The following is a 17,499-nucleotide window of genomic DNA, read 5'->3' as shown; positions in this document are numbered from 1 at the left end:
GGACGCGGATTATGCGGATTCGCTAAAGCGAAGACACGGAAAAGAACGGATTTATTTTGTTTAAGTTTTTATTGTATTGGAGGCTGATTATATAGATTTTATAAAGCATAGATGCGATCTTGAAGTGTCGGGACAGATTTTATTGTTTTGCTTTTCTGGTATTTTCGAAAATTTTTCTTTTAAATTCAGGTTTTTTTCCAAAATTTAAAAGTAATCCTACCTCGCAGTTTGTGCCTCTTAAATAATTTAGAACTTGATTTTCAAAACCTTTTACTAAATAATCAGCAGCTTTTAGTTCTAATATAATTAAATCTTCTACAATTAAGTCAGCATAATATTCTCCAACTTCTATTCCTTTGTAATAAACACTAATTTTCTTCTGAGCTTCAACTTTAAATCCTTTGTTTTTTAATTCTAAATACAAAGAATTTTGATAAACTTTCTCCAAAAAGCCATGTCCCAATTCATTATAAACTTCATAAAAAGTTTTAATTATGGAATCTGTTAACTGTTGATGCAGTAATTTCATGTTTTAATAAATTTGTTATTATTTGAATGAAATATAGTACAAATTTATTAATTGTAAGATTTGAAAATGAAATTTTTAAAAAGAGATTATGTTAGTTTTATATAACAATCATATTCATATAAAATCTGTTTTTATCCGCGTTTTTGCTTCAGCAAATCCGCATCATCCGCGTTACTTTTTTTAGGCAATCTTTATTCTTGATCTTCGAAGTTGTCGTAGTACGTGAAATCCTTGGTTATTAATCCGTTTTCGATGGTAAAGATGGTACAAATTGGTAATTCGAAAGTCGAATCATCTTCAGCTGTTCCGCTAGAAACAAATTCTACAATTACGTGTTTTTCTCCTGATGGATATACTTGTATTACTTTATCTTTTAAGTCTGGAAAAATCTGGTTTAACTCGCTGTATTTTTTTTCTATCTCGGCACGAGTTTGTTTTACAATTCCAGGTCCTAAAGACGGGTCTTTAAACTCGGCGGTTGGAATATACATTTCGGACATTTTTTTCCAATCGTGATTGTTGAAATGGGTAAAATACTGTTTGACTAATTCGGTGTTTTTAGAATCCATATTTTGTGGGTTTTGGTTGTTACATGATATTAATGATACAATTGTTATTAGAACTACGATTACTTTTTTCATAATTATATTATTTTAAATTGTTATTATTTTACAAAGAACCTTATAATAATTCCACACAAAATATGGACTTACCTATGCGTATTGATGAGGTATTACTAGGGAGTTTAAAGCCCTACAAAGTCTTCACTTTTTGGGAAGATACTCAATGCTTCTATTGCGATTGATGGAGTAGGAGAAGCTAGTTTTCTTAGTTTGGTGTCCATCCATGCACCATCGACAGTAATGGTTGCACAAAGTTTCCCTTCTTCATTGATAAATTCATGTATAATTGACCAGCGTGATCCATCAGGTTTCATCTTTGATGTTTTGGTATGGATGAATATTTTATCCGAAAGTTTTATTTCTTTTCTAAAAATACATTCTTCTCTAAAAAGCACAGGACCAAAGCTTTGTTGTTGCATTACTTTTAAAGTCAAGCCTAATTGTTCTAAAATTTCGATACGGTGTTGTGCTCCAAAATCATAATAAGCACTATGGCGTAAGTGAAAATTAGGGTCTAGATCAGACCAACGGAAAGACAATTCTTTGCTAAATGAAACCATTTTAATTCTATTTTATAGTTATTTTCGATGTATTGCTAATAATCAATCGATTATTTGAAGAAATACAATTTTTTTTGAGAATCGAAAATACGAATAAAAATTGAATAGCTATTGCTATGGTAGTTAAAGTATAATTAATGGAAAATGATTTTGTGATATTATTTTTAAAGCTGTTTATTGCTAATACTAAACAGTTTTTTGTTACAAATTGTACGAATTTCTACGAATTAATTTTATTAATGTAGTATTCTGTTTTTAGTAAAATTCGGTAGTAAATGGTTTGAAATCCTGTAATTTTGGCAATGGTCGTATTAGGATTTTCTTTTGGCTTTTGGTAGGTTTTTCATTGCTATCATCGTAACGCTCGCTTGTGCTTACTCGTATTCCGGTTGATAAATTAAAATCGACCATTCCCATTGTTCCTTGTCCATCTGAATATACTTCTGAAAAACCGATTAACTCGAAATTAGTATTCTGATAGCGAAATTTATGTTCGAAATTGCCTCTTGTTAGCTCGTTTTTAATAGTTAAGATTCCTTTTTCGATAGTGATATCATAAAAAGAATTCCCATTGTAATATCCGTTTTTGCCTTCTGGATATTGTGGGTCAATGGCTTTTATTGTTGAAACTATTAACTTAAAAGTACCGTTGGGTTGAGCAAAGAATATGCTTAGTTTATAAGGAGCTTTTGGGTTTATGGTATCTTGAGTTACAACAACTAAATCGGCTAGATTGTCTTTGTTTAAATCTCCTTTTACTTTTTTTATTTGAACAACATAGTTATCTTTTTGACTCCTTTTTTGAGCTATCAATGATGATGAAATGAAAATAAAAAGAAGTAATACTATTTTGTTCATAGTGTTTTTGTAGAATGATTTTATTGTAATAACCTGTTGGTTGAGATTAATTTAAACAAATAGAAACATAAATATTTAGCTATGTTTCTATTTGTAAATGTCATTTTTGCGAGTTATACTCAACGGTTTATAGTAAAAATGTTCTTGAATTATTTATGGTTCGTCACACTCTGAAGTTACTTTTATAAACAGTTTGGCAAATTCTTTTGCCATAGTACCATCATCATTTATCTTGAATGTTGCGGCATTAGCGCAATTCCACCAGCCATAGGTCATTAATTCTATTTTAGCATTTAAAACTCTGTCTTTAGAATTGTATTTCTCCAGATGTCTTTTCATAAAATCTTCTGGACTACCATTATTCTTTTTTTGCTTTTCAGCCAAATTATTCCAGGTTTTCAGCATTAAAATGGAATCATTAGAAGTTAATGCTTTTGTATATTCTGTACAATTTTTAGAGAATCGGTTGTTAAGTAAGACTGAAGGATTGGAATAGGCCTCGATAGCTATTTTTGTTAGTTCGTATGTGTCCTTTAATTCATGTAACTTCTCCGCTTTTATTTTTTCCCAATACGGTGATGAAATCATTTTTTTGTTATAAAAAGCTTTTTTCTCATTGTATTCTGCGGTTAAATCAGAAAGGCTTAGTTTATCGATTTCGGCTTGAGAACTCGGGCTTGAATTGGTACTTAAACTGCCGCCTGAATTAGAAAACCATAAATCGTAGGTGTTCTTTAATTCTTCTTCGGTGTATTTTTCTGAGTCATACGTTCCTGTATTGGCACATAGTTCGGTATCCCATTTAAAAACGGCAGTTTTACCGCTAGTGGTACTGTTTTCTGTAGTAGAGGTTGTGGTTTCTTGTTCTGTTTCTTCTGTTTGTTTTTTTTGCTTATCGGAGCAAGATAATAAGAGTATTGAACTTAAAAATACTAATAGGGTTTGTTTCATTGGGTAATAATTAAATATAAAACTTGGCTTTTAATAATTCGAATTTAATACTATTTTTAATATCCTTTATCATTATAGATATTGAATTTTTCAAACGAAATTTCTCCAAAGTCTTTTACTGTTTTTAGTTTCTCATAATCAACAACTAAGGCTTCGGCATTTTTATCATTACCGTCATTAAGTTTGTAGTTTATATAATGGTCTTTGTACAGAAACCAATTGTTTTTGACTTTATTATATTTAAATGTAGTAACATTTTCCCAATGATGTCCTCCTGAAACGCCATGTTCTATAGAGAAATAACCATTTTTTATTGTTATTCCTGTAAATGGATCTCCAAAAAGTCCGCCGCAATCTATGCAATACACGGCATTATCATTTTGATACGCTAGTTTGTAAGTACCGTCTTTTTGACCTAACAAGATAAGTAATGGTCTTTTGTCGGGTTTGTTTTCGGCATAGTTAGAGGTTGATGCTTCGCTGGTTTTGCGTAAGACTAAGATAGCATCGGTATATGGGTCAAGATTAAGATTTCCTGATTCTATGCTTATAACACTATATTCTTTTGGCACAAAAGCTTTTAAATCTTGATCTAAACTATCAATGGAGTCATTAAAAGTTTGATGCTTTTCTATCGAATCAGATTTAATTTCTTCTTTTTGAATAGAGTCGGTGTTATTCTCTAACTTATCGATTGTTTTTTCTTTTGTGGCATGATTGCAAGAGAAAAGTAATATTGATGCTAGTAGGAGGTATGCGGTATTTTTCATTGTTTTATCAATTTCTATAATTCTAAGAAAAGTTTAAGAGGTTGTCTAAATTATGCCAGTCATGATAACAATTATTTTGGCAATATGTATTTCTTCTTTCGGTATCTACGATTTTAAATACCGAAATTAATGTAATAAAAGTTTTTTTTATTTCATAATCTGGAAGTAATTCAATCTTATCCAAAGCAACTTTTAGGTTTTTAAAAGTTTTTAAAAGTACAATAGCAGTTGCTGTTGGTTTTAAAGGTATTAATTGAATTGCTTTATTGAATGTTTCTTCGGTAGGATGAGATTGTATTAAACATTGACCTGTCCATCTAATAATTTTTTTTTGAGTTTGAATTTCAAGATTGCCAAACCAATCCAAAATTTGCTCAAGATTGATTTTTTCTTGAGCAAACTTATTTATCATTACGTCTCTTACTGTAAGCAATTTTATTATTTTAAGAATATTGTTTTATTTTTTCTTGATTTCTTGGGCTATTTTAAGAATGTCCCACCATTTTTTCTCAGAGCTTGGTTTTGGATTGTCTAAAATAGTTTCTCCGTTAAAGTCTAAAATGTATTCATTTGATTCGAAGTCGAATAAATGAATTTGATTATTTTCTATACTAAATTCTGTTTTTCCTTCTTGATTTACCCAGATATTTCTCCCTCCAAAACTCCATATTATTTCTCCACTCTTGCTTATTCTTTTGATGTCGAGTTCTCCGTGGATAATAAAATCATCTTCGACTTTATGAATTGAAAAATTGGTTATAAAATCTATTTCTTTGCGCCATATTAAATCTAATGTTGGAATTTCAAGACAATATACTTTGTTGCAAACGCAAATCCAGATTTTGTCTTCTTCGATTACAAATGATTTTTCGGTTATTGCTGTTGCTCCACCGCTTTCGCAAATTATGGCACTTGCAATTTCATTATCGGATTCTTTAATAATAATTCCGCATTTACTTGTTGGGTAAAACCGATCTTCATTATTTTTTCCAGGAAAGAAAACTGTATCGTAAACTTTTAAATTATCAGCCGAGTTTATCGTGTAATTGCTGTCGTTTATGACTTCGATTTGATAATTTTTATAGTTAAGTTTTACCATTTATTATTTTATTGCTAAGGTAGTTGTTTACAAATTTAAATGCTTTATCTAAATTAATTAAAATATATAAGCTGTCACAAAATTCTTAGCCCTGATAATAGCGACATCCTTTTTCTGGCTTTTTTAGACAGGAAAAGATATAGTGTCTCGAAGTTTCGGGAGCAGGATTAGCTCCTGAAAATAATTATTCCTTTTTTGGATTAAGTTTTTTAACTATCCACGGTAATGTAAGTCCTTGTCCGATGAGAGTTAGTAATACAACTGCAACGGATATGAATATTATTGCGCTTCGTTGGGGAAATGGACTTCCGTCTTCGAGTGTTTTGGGTAATCCCATGGCAATGGCTAGCGAAACAATACCGCGCATTCCGGACCAACTTATTATGAAACTATTCTTGGAATCCAGAAGTGTGTGTTCACTAACTTTTCTTTTTTTCGTGTCATTTTTTTTGAATGCTTTCTGAAGCTTTATTTTCTGAAGAAATACCCTTGTCATTCGTATCAATAATGCTACAATTGTTATTATTACTGCATAGCCGATATAAGGTAGTATAAGGCTGTTGTCGATATTTTTTAGGATATAAGGAAAATTGAGTCCGATTAGGATAAAGATTAATCCGTTTAGGAGGAAGATAATAATATCCCATAATCCTTTGGATTGGTTCTTTAAACTTTCGGGGAAAATTTTGTTGCTAAAACGTGCTATTGCTAGTCCTAATATTACTACGGCGATAACTCCTGAAACATGCAGGTGTTCGGCAACCAAATAGGTTACAAAGGGCATAAGGAGCATAAAACTTATTGTGACTATTGGGTTTTTATTTACTCTCTGGAGTACAAACGCTAAAATTTTCCCCATTGTAAAACCTACCAGGAATCCGCCTCCTAATAATAGTACAAATTGTAGTGTTGCTTCCCATATTACAAATGAATATCCTAATGCTGCTGCAACTGCAAAGCGGTATGCTACTAATGCCGAAGCATCGTTAATAAGACTTTCGCCCTCTAGGATTGTTATGGTTTTGTGCGATAGTCCTAATCCTTTGGTAATGCTCATGGCAGCAACAGCATCGGTTGCAGAGAGTATGGAGCCTAATACAAATGCTAGTGGCCATGTCATTCCTGGTATCATATAACGCGCTACTACGGCTATCCAAAACGTGGTAAGAAATACTAAGGGTATTGCTAGTGTGCCTATTGTACTAAGATTGGTCTTAAAATCTTTTGGGGAAATATTAAATGAGGCGTCGTATAATAATGGTGGCAGGAAGAGTAGGAAGATTATCTCGGGATTAATTTCTATCTCAGGAATTCCGGGAATAAATCCTATGGCTATACCTACGATTACTAATAAAATGGGGTAGGGCAATTTTATTTGTTCGGCAAGTACAGAAAGTCCTATTACTATTGCGAGTATAAAGATGATGATGCTGTAGTTTTCCATTTATGTAATTTTGAAAAATGCTAATGTAATATTGCTGTGTTTGTTTTTTTTTGATTATTTTAACTTGTTGGAAAACACTCTATTAGTAAAGTGTTTCCATTCTTCCATTTTATCCATCCTGATTTTATTTCACTTTTTACGTCATCACATTCAGATGTGAAAATCTCTATCCAATCGCCTTTCATCGATTTAACCTGAAAACACTCTTCTCCTAAATATTTAATTGTTCCGGAATTTGTATTTGGCAATTTATAAATTTTGTCAGCTTTCGATTTTCTTGAAATTCTAAACATATCCTGAAGGTACTTTTCCCAATCTCTAAATTCGGTATTTTTACTTTTCTTAATCCAGAGCGATTTTCCGGACTCATTGTCTACAATTATCTTAAACCAGTCTTTTTCTTGTTTCTCGCAGCGGAAAACAAAGAAGTTATAATCTAGCCATAGTATTTCTGGTTTTAACCATTTTTGCTGATTTTTAAGATCTTTAATGCTCCAACTATTAATTGTTTCATCATTAAAAAAACGAATTGTTTTTATAGGTTGTTTATCATTTATTGAAGAATATAAGGGTAAAACTGTTTTGTCATTAAATTTAATGGCAATTAAGCCAATCCCTAAATTGGTTTGTGCAAATGCCGAAATAGACAAAGTCAAAAAGAGTAAAGTTAGTTTTAGTTTCATTTTTTAGTTTGGGTTAATATTCTGAACCTACTTGTTGGCAACAGTATTTTTAAAATCGAGTATAATCTTTTGTTTTTGTTAACTCTGACCATCTTGCAGATAAAAACTTAGCATAATTTGTTGGGCTTATTCCATAAGTTCCCAACGAATGTCCATCATTTATTTCGACTAATTTCATAGTGTCATTTTCATCTATACCAAAATCTAAAGCGTATGAAGCTGGAGCACTTTTAAAATCTTTAACAGCATTTTCAATTATAGACAAGTCGAGTTTAGAATCCCAAGCACCTTTATACTGCCTAATATCTAAAATTTGACCGTATCTTATAAAACATCTCCATTCTGTCTTAAAATTTACTATTTCAGAACACCAAATTTGCGTTGGATTGTCGTTGTCAACAATTCCAATAAAGTCTTTATAATCCTTAACGACTTTTCCTGCAAACTTTTTGGTGTCTTTTTTTGGTTTTATAAAAACATTCCAATTTTGTTCGTCTGCAAATATTTCTTCAATTGTAGAAACCCAAACCTTTCTGCCTAAATATTTTTCTAATTCTTGAGGATAGTCTATTTCATTTGAAGGTCGCTCTATTCCAAATTTTTCCAATCGTTTTCTCACGTTTCCAATGCCTCCAACAACTAAACTTTCGGGGTTGTTGTCTGTGATGTCATCTATTAAAAAGTATTTTTTTGTTTCCCAACCTAAAGATTGAAAGCCTTCGTTGGCAACATAAGCGTTTACATTGTAGTAGTTTCCGGATTTGTCTGTTTGAATGTATGCTTTCATTGAATGTTCTTATCTGTTACTATTTTGGAAAGTATTTTTAATATAGAACAGCAGTTGTTCATCAATTCTATTTGTTTTGTTGCTGTTCTTGTGAATGTAAGTAATTTAAAAATGGTGCTAATGTAGCTATTTCCTTAAAATTATTTAAATCCTGTAGGGTATTATGCTATTAGATTATGCTAATTTTTTTTTGATAATAAAGTTAAGATTAAGTTTCGTATCGGTTATGCTTTTTTATCGTGACCTTAAAATTCATTGTCTTTTGGATATTTATGTTTAAATTTATGTTTTTAATAACTTTTTGAAATATAGTATTTTATATAAGATTTGTAATTTTATATTTTTGGGAAGTATTAAAATAGGGTAGCGTAATGGTTGTTCTAGCCCTGATGGAAACGGCATCCTTTTTCTGGCTTCTTTAGACAGAAAAAGATATAGTGTACAGCAGGAATAGCTCCTGATAATGACACTGTATATTGGGTTGTGACGTAAATGTCAGTAGGAAAAAATGTCATGTTGTCATATAATATTTGGTGTGCCAGTATGGAAAACTGACAATTTATATGGTTTTTTTGTATTGGCACAAAGATTGACTTAAGCACCATGAGTTGTTAAAATAAGTATACATCAAAATTAAATATATAAAAAAATGGGTAAAATAATCGGAATTGATTTAGGGACTACGAACTCTTGTGTTTCTGTAATGGAAGGTAACGAAGCAGTTGTTATTCCTAACGCAGAAGGAAAAAGAACAACGCCATCTATCATCGCTTTTGTTGAAGGTGGAGAAATTAAAGTGGGTGATCCTGCAAAAAGACAAGCGGTAACGAATCCTACAAAAACGATTGCTTCTATTAAACGTTTTATGGGACACACTTTTGCTGAGACTACAAACGAAGCAAAAAGAGTATCTTACAAAGTAGTAAAAGGTGACAACAATACTCCACGTGTGGATATTGATGGTCGTTTATATACTGCTCAAGAATTGTCTGCAATGACTCTTCAAAAAATGAAAAAAACTGCTGAAGACTATTTAGGTCAAACTGTAACTGAAGCGGTTATTACTGTTCCTGCTTACTTTAATGATGCACAACGTCAAGCTACGAAAGAAGCTGGTGAAATTGCAGGTCTTAAAGTTATGCGTATCATCAATGAGCCTACAGCAGCAGCTTTGGCTTACGGATTAGATAAAAAAGGAACTGATCAAAAAATTGCTGTTTACGATTTAGGTGGAGGTACATTTGATATCTCTGTTCTTGAATTAGGAGACGGAGTTTTTGAAGTATTATCTACAAACGGTGATACTCACTTAGGTGGAGATGATTTTGACCACGAAATTATTGACTGGTTAGCTGACGAATTTAAAGCTGAAGAAGGTATTGACTTACGTCTTGACCCAATGTCATTACAGCGTTTGAAAGAAGCTGCTGAGAAAGCAAAAATTGAATTGTCTTCTTCTTCTGAAACTGAAATCAACTTGCCATACGTAACTGCTACGGCTTCTGGACCAAAACACTTAGTGAAAAAATTGTCTAGAGCTCAGTTCGAAAAATTAACTGATTCATTAGTTAAACGTTCTATGGAGCCAGTTGCTAAAGCATTAAAAGATGCAGGTTTAACTACTGCTGATATTGACGAAGTTATTCTTGTAGGAGGTTCTACTCGTATGCCAAGAATCGCTGACGAAGTTGAAAAATTCTTTGGTAAAAAAGCATCTAAAGGTGTTAACCCTGATGAGGTTGTTGCAATTGGAGCAGCTATTCAAGGTGGAGTTTTATCTGGAGATGTAAAAGATGTATTGTTACTTGACGTTACACCTTTATCTTTAGGTATCGAAACTATGGGTGGTGTATTGACTAAATTAATTGAGTCTAATACTACTATTCCAACTAAAAAATCTCAAGTTTTCTCTACTGCTGCTGATTCTCAACCATCTGTTGAAATTCACGTATTGCAAGGAGAAAGAGCGATGGCTGCTGATAACAAAACTATCGGTCGTTTTCACTTAGATGGTATTCCACCAGCACCAAGAGGAGTTCCTCAAATCGAGGTTACTTTTGATATCGATGCTAATGGTATCATCAAAGTTTCTGCAACTGATAAAGGAACAGGAAAATCTCATGATATCCGTATCGAAGCTTCTTCTGGATTAACAGCTGAAGAAATCGAAAAAATGAAAAAAGATGCTGAAGCTAACGCTGACGCTGATAAAATAGCAAAAGAAAGAGCTGAGAAATTAAACGAAGCTGACAGCATGATTTTCCAAACTGAAACTCAATTAAAAGAGTTAGGAAGCAAATTAGCTGACGATCATAAAGTTGCTGTTGAGTACGCTTTAACTGAATTGAGAATGGCTCACCAATCTCAAGACATTCCAGCTATTCAAACTGCTCTTGACAACATTAATGCAGCTTGGAAAACAGCTACAGAAGCAATGTACGCTCAAGGAGAACAAGGTCAACAAGCTGCTCCACAACAAGAGCAAGCTCAAGGAGACAATGTTGAAGACGTTGAATTTGAAGAAGTCAAATAAGCACTGATTAATATCAGTTAATAATAAGTGTTAAACCGCTGTAAACGAAATGTTTACAGCGGTTTTTCTTTTTTATTCTTTTTTATTTCTGCTGTTTTTTAATCATTTTTTGCCATATATTTGTACCATATTTGTACCGGCACTTAAAAGGCGATAATGTGACACTTATGTATACTTATGGCACTTAAATTGGGGATAAAGGCGATGAAAAGAATAAATAAACAATGTCTTGTCTGTGGGGAAGTGTTTCTGCCCAAGACCGTAACTTCTGTCTACTGCTCACAAAAATGCAGTAAAAAAGCATACAAGCAGAAGATGAAGTAGCTTAAAAATGAAGCAGAAATCAAAGCGATGATAGAGAAAATACCGCAGGACAGGGCATTTCTTTCCGTCTCTGAGGCTGGCATGCTTTTTGGCATTGCCAAAAGAACCCTCTATAGGCTTGTCGGCCAGGGAAAAGTTCCGTCAGTTAATCTTGGAACCCGCCTTGTAAGGATAGACCGCAGCGACATGGAAGGGATGTTCGGCCCTGCCCGCAGCCTGCCGCTGGCTGAGAGTATACCGAAGAAAAAATTATACAGCCTTGAAAAAGAAGACTGCTATTCGATCGGTGAAATAGCTCAGAGATTTCAGATATCAGAAGGTTCTGTTTACAGCCATATCAGGAAATATTCAATCCCAACCAGACAGATCGGAAAGCATGTATATGCCCCCAAAACGGAAATTGATAATTTGTATAATGGAAATGATTTTATATGAAACAATTAGCAAAAACCAAGGTGACTGTGCGTCTTCGAAAAGCAGAAGACCGAAAGGAATGGTATGTCTACATAGAATGCTATCCTGTTGAGGTTTGTGGAAAGAAAGCGCCCCAGAGAATCCGTGAATATTTAAACAGATCCGTAACAACAGTGGAATGGGACAAGAAAAGAACTGCCCGCACAGATGCAGAGGGTATAAAATCCTATAAACCCAGACGCAGCGATAACGGAATAATAATCTGCAGCAACGAAAGCGACCGTGAGATAATGCTATATGCAGACGCAGTGCGTAATATCCGGCAGAAAGAATACGATAAAACAGATCTGTACAGTGATGCTGAGAACCTATTGGCTGAACAGAAAGAAAAAGCAAAAGAGGATTTTATTAAATACATTGCTGCGGTGGCGGCTAAAAGGCACGCCCGAAGTTCAAAATCCATTCAGATCACTTGGGAGCGCACCAGAGAATTTTTAAAAAGCTATTCAGCCGGCAACCTAATGTTTTCCCAAATTGACAGCAGAATGGCGGAAGATTTTAAACTTTTTTTATTATCAGCTCCGCGCGGAGGAGGTAAAAAAGGAATCCTTTCCCGCAACACTGCGGGAACGTATTTTTCGATATTTAAAGCCGCTTTGAAACAGGCTTTTATTGATGGATATTTAACTGTTGATTTATCTTCAAAAATAAAAGGCATCCCTGAGCAGGAGTCAAGACGTGAATATCTCACTATTGAAGAATTGAATGTATTGGCCGAAACGCCCTGCGAAAAAGACGTCCTTAAAAGAGCGGCGCTTTTCTCAGCGCTTACAGGTCTGAGGCATTCCGACATTCAGAAGCTCCGCTGGAAAGAGATAAGTCTGGAAGACCGCAGGGCTAAGCTGCATTTTACGCAGAAAAAGACAAAGGGTGTCGAATACATGCCTATTTCCCAGCAGGCTTTAGATCTCTGCGGAGAACCTAGGCTTCCCGGACAGCTTGTTTTCGAGGATCTGCCAGACCCATCGTGGATTTCACGCCCTCTGAAAAAATGGGTTGAATCGGCAGGGATTAAAAAAAATATTACCTTCCACTGCTTCCGCCATACATTTGCAACATTGCAGCTGTCGAGCGGGACAGACATTTATACGGTCAGCAAAATGCTGGGGCATACCAACGTAAAAACTACTGAAATCTACGCCAAAGTAATAGATGAGAAGAAAAACAGAGCTTCGCAGGCAATACAATTGGAATTTTTAAAGAAGTAAGCACAATGAAAATTAAATACTTTGAATATATCACAGTTTACCTGTCTGTTTTTTTAGTATGCGTCTTTGTCGGTGTAATCGGAAGACTGGTGCTGCTGGAAAAAGGTGCCGATGAATATACGGCCGGCGTTTTCTTTTGGATCAGCACTGGATTTGGAGTTTTAATGTTTGCAATTCTAAGTTTATTTCTAAACGATTTGGCTGAGAGATTGGTGAATCGTTTTTTAAAAGCTGAAAAAAATGAATCGCCTGAAAGCCGCATTCCAAATGAAAACCTTGAAAAAACAGAAGAGGAGTTGCAGGATGCTTTAATTAAGCCCGAAAAACCCGAAAATAAAAATTCAGCCACCGATATTCGACAGTTAAGGGAACAGCAGCAAAATGCAGTCACAAATCAAAAGCAGGCCAGAATTGATACTGCCATCCGTTATGCACAGCAAGAGTTTGCGCTTTACGTGTCGGATGATGATATGGAACAATTGGGCAGGAATATAATCATATATGCTGAAGGCATAAATTTTGAAAAGATTAAACCGGTAAAAGTTAAAGATCTGTCCAATCTCGATCTGTATCATTTTGGCTGGAATATCTGGAATTGTTTTAAAGTCAGCAGACAGGACGGAGCCGCACAATTTTTAAAGCTGACTTTTGCTGACGCTTTAAAAGATGTTGAGCAGAACAGCATTAAAACGCATCTTAAAGATGATGAACAGAAAGGTCTTATAAAGATTATGGAAGATTTTACAGATTTCTAAATACCAATAGGTATAAAGCACTGTGTTTTTTAAGTGTTTTTGCTGTGAAGAAAGACACAGCAAAAACACTTTTTTTATTTGCACCATAACTATTAAAAACGATAGCTATGGACATAAACGAAATCTCTTTTGAGAACCTACCCAAAGCAGTAGCACACTTAGTGAAAGAAATTGCTGAGATTAAACTTATGATTCAGAATGTGCAGGTATATGAATCTAAAGAAAAAAGTATTCCTATTGGTGTGGAAGAAGCAAGCCGGTTAATAGGAAAAGCAAAGCCTACAATTTACGCTCTTGTAAGACAGAGAAAAATTCCGTGCTATAAATATGGTAAAAAGCTGTATTTTTTTGAAGAAGAACTTTTAGAATGGATTTCTAGAGGGAAAAAGAAAACAATACAGGAAATAGAATCAGAAGTATTGAAGTATAATCATAATCGAAATAAGTAGAGGGATAACAGCCAGCAGGAATACTTATATCATTCTAGTAGATCATCAAAAGGCATTTAATACAAAGTGATATGTTATCTGTAAATGAATTTGAACAAAAAAAAATCCTGAAAAATCTAAATTTTTCAGGATTTTACTTTTTATAGTGACCACTACGATACAAATTCCAAACCATTTGCTGCAGGATTTGAAGAAAATAGTAGGCTTTAAAACAAATTATATTAAATAAATTTTAGATGAAGAAGATTTGATGTCAAAAGAAATTTTATTGTAACTTGAGCTAAAGTTAAAGAAATACTTTTAGAAAATTAATGTCGAAATTTAGTAAGGAATACATTTTTCTGAAAGTTAATTTCCGATGCAGAAATTAGTAGTCCAGTCTTTACTGGGATTTTTAGATGCCGAGGTACAAAAAAGGTACTGATCTGAACATAATAATACGTAATAATAACAAACAAACTTTATCCATTATTTAAATAGATTGGATGCCATTTGATAAATTGTAATACATTTTTTCGAAGAACACATTAACCAGTGGTTGTAGCAAATGTATAGAATATATTTGACAAAGAAAGGTGGTTCATTTCCTGTTTGGGGAAGTATAGCATTTTCACGAATGTTGTAGGTTTTGTCCGAAGTAAAATATTGTCCTGCCATATATTTTAATTTTTTCCCCAGAAACTTTACTACAGACAAATGTATAATCCGTTGATAAATGATAGATCAATATTCTTTTTGTACTCAACATTTAAATTAAGTTTGTCTATTTGAAGTATGCGCATATAAATGAATTTTTATAAAAGGATATTATTTTCTAAAAAAGCGCAAAATCAATAATAACATCAACACTGCCAGACCTAGCGAAAAGCAAAGCCCAATTCTTAACCCATAAGCATCGGCAATGAACCCGATGGTAGGAGGACCCACAAAAAAACCAAAATAGCCAATGCTCGATGTTGTAGAAATCCCTACATTGGTATCAACTCCTTCAATATTACCCGCTGTAGTGAATATAATGGGAATAATAGTTGAAACCCCAAGCCCTGCTAAAAAGAAACCTATTAAAGTGGTAAATACAGTAGGGAAAATCAATGCTAAACTTAATCCAAATAGTGCCACTAAAGCATCAATTAGCAATAATTTGATTACACCTATTTTCTTTGTAAAAAAATCACCAAAAAGCCTGCCTATTGTCATTCCTGCTGAGAAAACACCGAAAGTAAAGGCGGAGACTATCATGCTTTCTCCAATGACTTTGTTCATGTAAATAGCCGACCAATCAACCAACGAGCCTTCGACAATCATACAACAAAAAGCAATTATTCCTAGAGGTAGGATCAACAAAATGGGTAGCTTATGCTTTACCTTAACAATGGTTCCTGTTGCAATTACTGGTTTTATTAAGTGTTTTGAAGTTAAAATAATAGCTCCCATACCAATTATTGACATCATGATTAAATGTTGACTTAGTGCTACTTGAAAATGAGAAAACAGGGCGCCAATACCCGCACCTATTGCCATTCCAATGCTGAAACAAGCATGAAATGAGGACATAATTGGTTTTTTTATTACCCGTTCCACATACACTGCCTGCCCATTCATTGCCACATCCATTGAACCTGTCCCCACACCTAATGCTAAAAAACTTAATCCAACCATCCATAAAGAACTCGAAATAGGAATCAAGGGAATGCAAAGGCAAAATATGATCGCTGCAATTTTTGTGATTTTAGCAGAACCATATCGCATTGTAAGCCATCCTGTAACTGGCATTGCAATTAAGGCACCAATCGACATGGCAAATAGTAATGTACCTAATACACTGTTTGAAATATCTAAATCCTTTTTAAGTTCGGGTAGCCGAGCCATTAGATTGGCATGCAAAAAACCGTTTACAAAGAAAAAAAACAATACTGAAGTTCTATTTTTATTTATTATCATTTTCATAATCTAATTTAGATGCTATCATTTATCAAAAAACATGTTTGGTATTATATATTGTTTTTTCTACTATCTCGTGCCGCCTCCCAATGAGCGATAGAGCTTAATAATTGATTGCCATTTCAATAACATATCATTAGTGAGTTGTATTTGAGCATTTAAGTAAGCTTGCTCTGAGGCTAATACATCGGTATAATTCGTTGAGGAGTGATAGACCAGCAACTTTTTTGTGTAGTCAACAGCTAAACTAAGTTTATCTATTTGTAGCATGCGTTTTTGTTCTTGCTCAGTTGCAGATTCATAACCATACAGAGCGTCTGAAACCTCTTGGCCTGCAATAAGTAATGTTTTTTGAAAATGATATAATTTTTCTTGATAATTAGCTTTAGAAATTTCTAAACGAGTCTTGTTTAGTCTTTTATTGAAAACGGGTTGAATCAATCCTACAGCTACATTGGCAAAAAGACCAGTAGAAGTGAACCAGTTTTTAAACTCATAAGTAGAGAAACCGCCTGATGCAGTGATTGTCAACGATGGATAAAAAGCTCGCTTAGCTACATTAACCTCCTCAAAATAAGAAGCTACTTCAAGTTCAGCCGAGCGTACATCAGGTCTATTTGCCAATAATTGTGACGGCAGACCTACACTTAAGTTATGATTTGTTTGCTGATGGTCCAACGTGCCACGTGTTATTGGTTGGGCTGCTTGTCCTAACAATACATTTATAGCATTTTCTACTTCTCTTATTTGTCTTTTGACACGAGGCAGATCAGCTTGAGCGTCATAATAGTTTGCTTCACTCTGTACCACAGCAGCACCAGTTACCACATTTGATTCTTTTAGACGCTTCATAGTTTTTACGTCCAGCGCTCTATTTTCAATTGTTTGTTCTAAGATAGATTGCTGTTTGTCTAAGGTTAAAAGTTGATAGTAGTAATCTGCTATTTGAGCTATTATTCGTGTCTGTACCACTCGCTGTGTAGATTCTGACTGCATTAGTTTGTAGAAAGAAGCACGTTTACTACTAGCTAGTTTGCCCCATAGGTCTATTTCCCAAGAGGTATTGGCATGTACGTCGTATAAAGCTGCATTCTTAATTGCACCGAGATCTTGTGGATAAGACATTTTTGATTGCTTGACTTGACCGACAAGATTTAAATCGGGCAAAAATGCTGCCTTGGACTGTTTTAACATCTCCTGAGCAATACCAATGCGTTGTATGCCTATTTTTAAATCTAAATTATTTTGTAAGCCAAATTGAATCAATTTTTTTAAATCGGTATCTGAGAAGAATTCTTGCCAGTTAGTTTGAGCTATATTAGCTGTATCTGTAGCATTTACTTCTCTGTATAGAGATTGAGTAACTTCTTTTTTAAAGTGATAGGTCTTATTCGAGCCACAAGAGACTAGCACCCCTGCAATACACAAGGACGTTAATATTTTAAAATGTAGTTTCATTTTCTGAGGATAAAATGTCTCAAAGAAATGACATTATCATTCCTTTGAGATGT

General features: G+C 33.9%; 18 protein-coding genes. 5 read left to right on the top strand and 13 right to left on the bottom strand.

Annotated elements, in window-relative coordinates:
* Positions 1-139: 139 nt before the first annotated feature.
* From AC3IPI_RS20310 to AC3IPI_RS20260, 11 genes are all read right to left on the bottom strand, one after another.
* A complete protein-coding gene (locus AC3IPI_RS20310) occupies positions 140-529 on the bottom strand; it encodes a GxxExxY protein (RefSeq protein ID WP_489155320.1) in 390 nt (129 codons plus the stop codon).
* A 191-nt stretch (positions 530-720) separates the two neighbouring features.
* The gene (locus AC3IPI_RS20305; RefSeq protein ID WP_489155318.1) at positions 721-1,170 is read right to left on the bottom strand and encodes a nuclear transport factor 2 family protein; all 450 of its coding nucleotides are present in this window, start codon (positions 1,168-1,170) and stop codon (positions 721-723) included.
* Positions 1,171-1,274: 104 nt separating this feature from the next.
* A complete protein-coding gene (locus tag AC3IPI_RS20300) occupies positions 1,275-1,712 on the bottom strand; it encodes an acyl-CoA thioesterase (RefSeq protein WP_039112961.1) in 438 nt (145 codons plus the stop codon).
* A 255-nt stretch (positions 1,713-1,967) separates the two neighbouring features.
* A complete protein-coding gene (locus AC3IPI_RS20295; protein ID WP_489155316.1) occupies positions 1,968-2,570 on the bottom strand; it encodes a hypothetical protein in 603 nt (200 codons plus the stop codon).
* Between the two features lie 153 nt (positions 2,571-2,723).
* Positions 2,724-3,521: a hypothetical protein gene (locus AC3IPI_RS20290; protein ID WP_489155314.1), complete on the bottom strand. Its 798-nt coding sequence runs from the start codon at positions 3,519-3,521 to the stop codon at positions 2,724-2,726.
* Positions 3,522-3,577: 56 nt separating this feature from the next.
* Complete coding sequence (locus AC3IPI_RS20285; protein WP_086896357.1) at positions 3,578-4,291, bottom strand: hypothetical protein; 714 nt, start codon at positions 4,289-4,291, stop codon at positions 3,578-3,580.
* A gap of 22 nt (positions 4,292-4,313) precedes the next feature.
* Positions 4,314-4,724: a DUF5958 family protein gene (locus AC3IPI_RS20280; RefSeq protein WP_489155312.1), complete on the bottom strand. Its 411-nt coding sequence runs from the start codon at positions 4,722-4,724 to the stop codon at positions 4,314-4,316.
* A 24-nt stretch (positions 4,725-4,748) separates the two neighbouring features.
* Positions 4,749-5,390 carry a hypothetical protein gene (locus AC3IPI_RS20275; protein WP_489155310.1) on the bottom strand — a complete coding sequence of 214 codons (642 nt, stop codon included), beginning with the start codon at positions 5,388-5,390 and terminating at the stop codon, positions 4,749-4,751.
* 184 nt (positions 5,391-5,574) lie between these two features.
* The gene (locus tag AC3IPI_RS20270) at positions 5,575-6,834 is read right to left on the bottom strand and encodes a Na+/H+ antiporter (RefSeq protein WP_489155308.1); all 1,260 of its coding nucleotides are present in this window, start codon (positions 6,832-6,834) and stop codon (positions 5,575-5,577) included.
* A 59-nt stretch (positions 6,835-6,893) separates the two neighbouring features.
* Positions 6,894-7,517, bottom strand: a complete 624-nt coding sequence (locus AC3IPI_RS20265) for a hypothetical protein (protein WP_489155306.1) — start codon at positions 7,515-7,517, stop codon at positions 6,894-6,896.
* Between the two features lie 49 nt (positions 7,518-7,566).
* Positions 7,567-8,304 carry an ATP-grasp domain-containing protein gene (locus AC3IPI_RS20260; RefSeq protein ID WP_489155304.1) on the bottom strand — a complete coding sequence of 246 codons (738 nt, stop codon included), beginning with the start codon at positions 8,302-8,304 and terminating at the stop codon, positions 7,567-7,569.
* A 649-nt stretch (positions 8,305-8,953) separates the two neighbouring features.
* Here AC3IPI_RS20260 and dnaK point away from each other — a divergent pair.
* From dnaK to AC3IPI_RS20235, 5 genes are all read left to right on the top strand, one after another.
* Positions 8,954-10,837: a molecular chaperone DnaK gene (dnaK, locus tag AC3IPI_RS20255; protein WP_039112954.1), complete on the top strand. Its 1,884-nt coding sequence runs from the start codon at positions 8,954-8,956 to the stop codon at positions 10,835-10,837.
* A gap of 351 nt (positions 10,838-11,188) precedes the next feature.
* Complete coding sequence (locus AC3IPI_RS20250; protein ID WP_489155302.1) at positions 11,189-11,596, top strand: helix-turn-helix domain-containing protein; 408 nt, start codon at positions 11,189-11,191, stop codon at positions 11,594-11,596.
* Positions 11,593-12,843 carry a tyrosine-type recombinase/integrase gene (locus AC3IPI_RS20245; protein WP_489155300.1) on the top strand — a complete coding sequence of 417 codons (1,251 nt, stop codon included), beginning with the start codon at positions 11,593-11,595 and terminating at the stop codon, positions 12,841-12,843. The genes AC3IPI_RS20250 and AC3IPI_RS20245 overlap by 4 nt, the downstream gene beginning before the upstream one ends.
* A gap of 5 nt (positions 12,844-12,848) precedes the next feature.
* Positions 12,849-13,598 carry a hypothetical protein gene (locus AC3IPI_RS20240; RefSeq protein ID WP_489155298.1) on the top strand — a complete coding sequence of 250 codons (750 nt, stop codon included), beginning with the start codon at positions 12,849-12,851 and terminating at the stop codon, positions 13,596-13,598.
* Between the two features lie 107 nt (positions 13,599-13,705).
* Positions 13,706-14,047 (top strand): helix-turn-helix domain-containing protein, encoded by a 342-nt coding sequence (locus AC3IPI_RS20235; RefSeq protein WP_489155296.1) that lies wholly within the window; start codon positions 13,706-13,708, stop codon positions 14,045-14,047.
* Positions 14,048-14,854: 807 nt separating this feature from the next.
* On the opposite strand, the gene AC3IPI_RS20230 is transcribed toward AC3IPI_RS20235, so the two are convergent.
* Positions 14,855-15,994 (bottom strand): MFS transporter, encoded by a 1,140-nt coding sequence (locus AC3IPI_RS20230; protein WP_489155294.1) that lies wholly within the window; start codon positions 15,992-15,994, stop codon positions 14,855-14,857.
* Between the two features lie 63 nt (positions 15,995-16,057).
* Entirely contained in the window at positions 16,058-17,446 is a 1,389-nt protein-coding gene (locus AC3IPI_RS20225) for a TolC family protein (RefSeq protein WP_489155292.1), read from the bottom strand.
* Between the last annotated feature and the right edge of the window lie 53 nt (positions 17,447-17,499).

Source organism: Flavobacterium sp. GL_143, assembly GCF_057834355.1.
This window is presented reverse-complemented; position numbering and strand designations above follow the sequence as displayed.

Bases quoted from the DNA above. Each gene is read 5' to 3' on its own strand.
- AC3IPI_RS20310 (WP_489155320.1), bottom strand. From the start codon at position 529: ATGAAATTACTGCATCAACAGTTAACAGATTCCATAATTAAAACTTTT.
- AC3IPI_RS20305 (WP_489155318.1), bottom strand. From the start codon at position 1,170: ATGAAAAAAGTAATCGTAGTTCTAATAACAATTGTATCATTAATATCA.
- AC3IPI_RS20300 (WP_039112961.1), bottom strand. From the start codon at position 1,712: ATGGTTTCATTTAGCAAAGAATTGTCTTTCCGTTGGTCTGATCTAGAC.
- AC3IPI_RS20295 (WP_489155316.1), bottom strand. From the start codon at position 2,570: ATGAACAAAATAGTATTACTTCTTTTTATTTTCATTTCATCATCATTG.
- AC3IPI_RS20290 (WP_489155314.1), bottom strand. From the start codon at position 3,521: ATGAAACAAACCCTATTAGTATTTTTAAGTTCAATACTCTTATTATCT.
- AC3IPI_RS20285 (WP_086896357.1), bottom strand. From the start codon at position 4,291: ATGAAAAATACCGCATACCTCCTACTAGCATCAATATTACTTTTCTCT.
- AC3IPI_RS20275 (WP_489155310.1), bottom strand. From the start codon at position 5,390: ATGGTAAAACTTAACTATAAAAATTATCAAATCGAAGTCATAAACGAC.
- AC3IPI_RS20270 (WP_489155308.1), bottom strand. From the start codon at position 6,834: ATGGAAAACTACAGCATCATCATCTTTATACTCGCAATAGTAATAGGA.
- AC3IPI_RS20265 (WP_489155306.1), bottom strand. From the start codon at position 7,517: ATGAAACTAAAACTAACTTTACTCTTTTTGACTTTGTCTATTTCGGCA.
- AC3IPI_RS20260 (WP_489155304.1), bottom strand. From the start codon at position 8,304: ATGAAAGCATACATTCAAACAGACAAATCCGGAAACTACTACAATGTA.
- dnaK (WP_039112954.1), top strand. From the start codon at position 8,954: ATGGGTAAAATAATCGGAATTGATTTAGGGACTACGAACTCTTGTGTT.
- AC3IPI_RS20250 (WP_489155302.1), top strand. From the start codon at position 11,189: ATGATAGAGAAAATACCGCAGGACAGGGCATTTCTTTCCGTCTCTGAG.
- AC3IPI_RS20245 (WP_489155300.1), top strand. From the start codon at position 11,593: ATGAAACAATTAGCAAAAACCAAGGTGACTGTGCGTCTTCGAAAAGCA.
- AC3IPI_RS20240 (WP_489155298.1), top strand. From the start codon at position 12,849: ATGAAAATTAAATACTTTGAATATATCACAGTTTACCTGTCTGTTTTT.
- AC3IPI_RS20235 (WP_489155296.1), top strand. From the start codon at position 13,706: ATGGACATAAACGAAATCTCTTTTGAGAACCTACCCAAAGCAGTAGCA.
- AC3IPI_RS20230 (WP_489155294.1), bottom strand. From the start codon at position 15,994: ATGAAAATGATAATAAATAAAAATAGAACTTCAGTATTGTTTTTTTTC.
- AC3IPI_RS20225 (WP_489155292.1), bottom strand. From the start codon at position 17,446: ATGAAACTACATTTTAAAATATTAACGTCCTTGTGTATTGCAGGGGTG.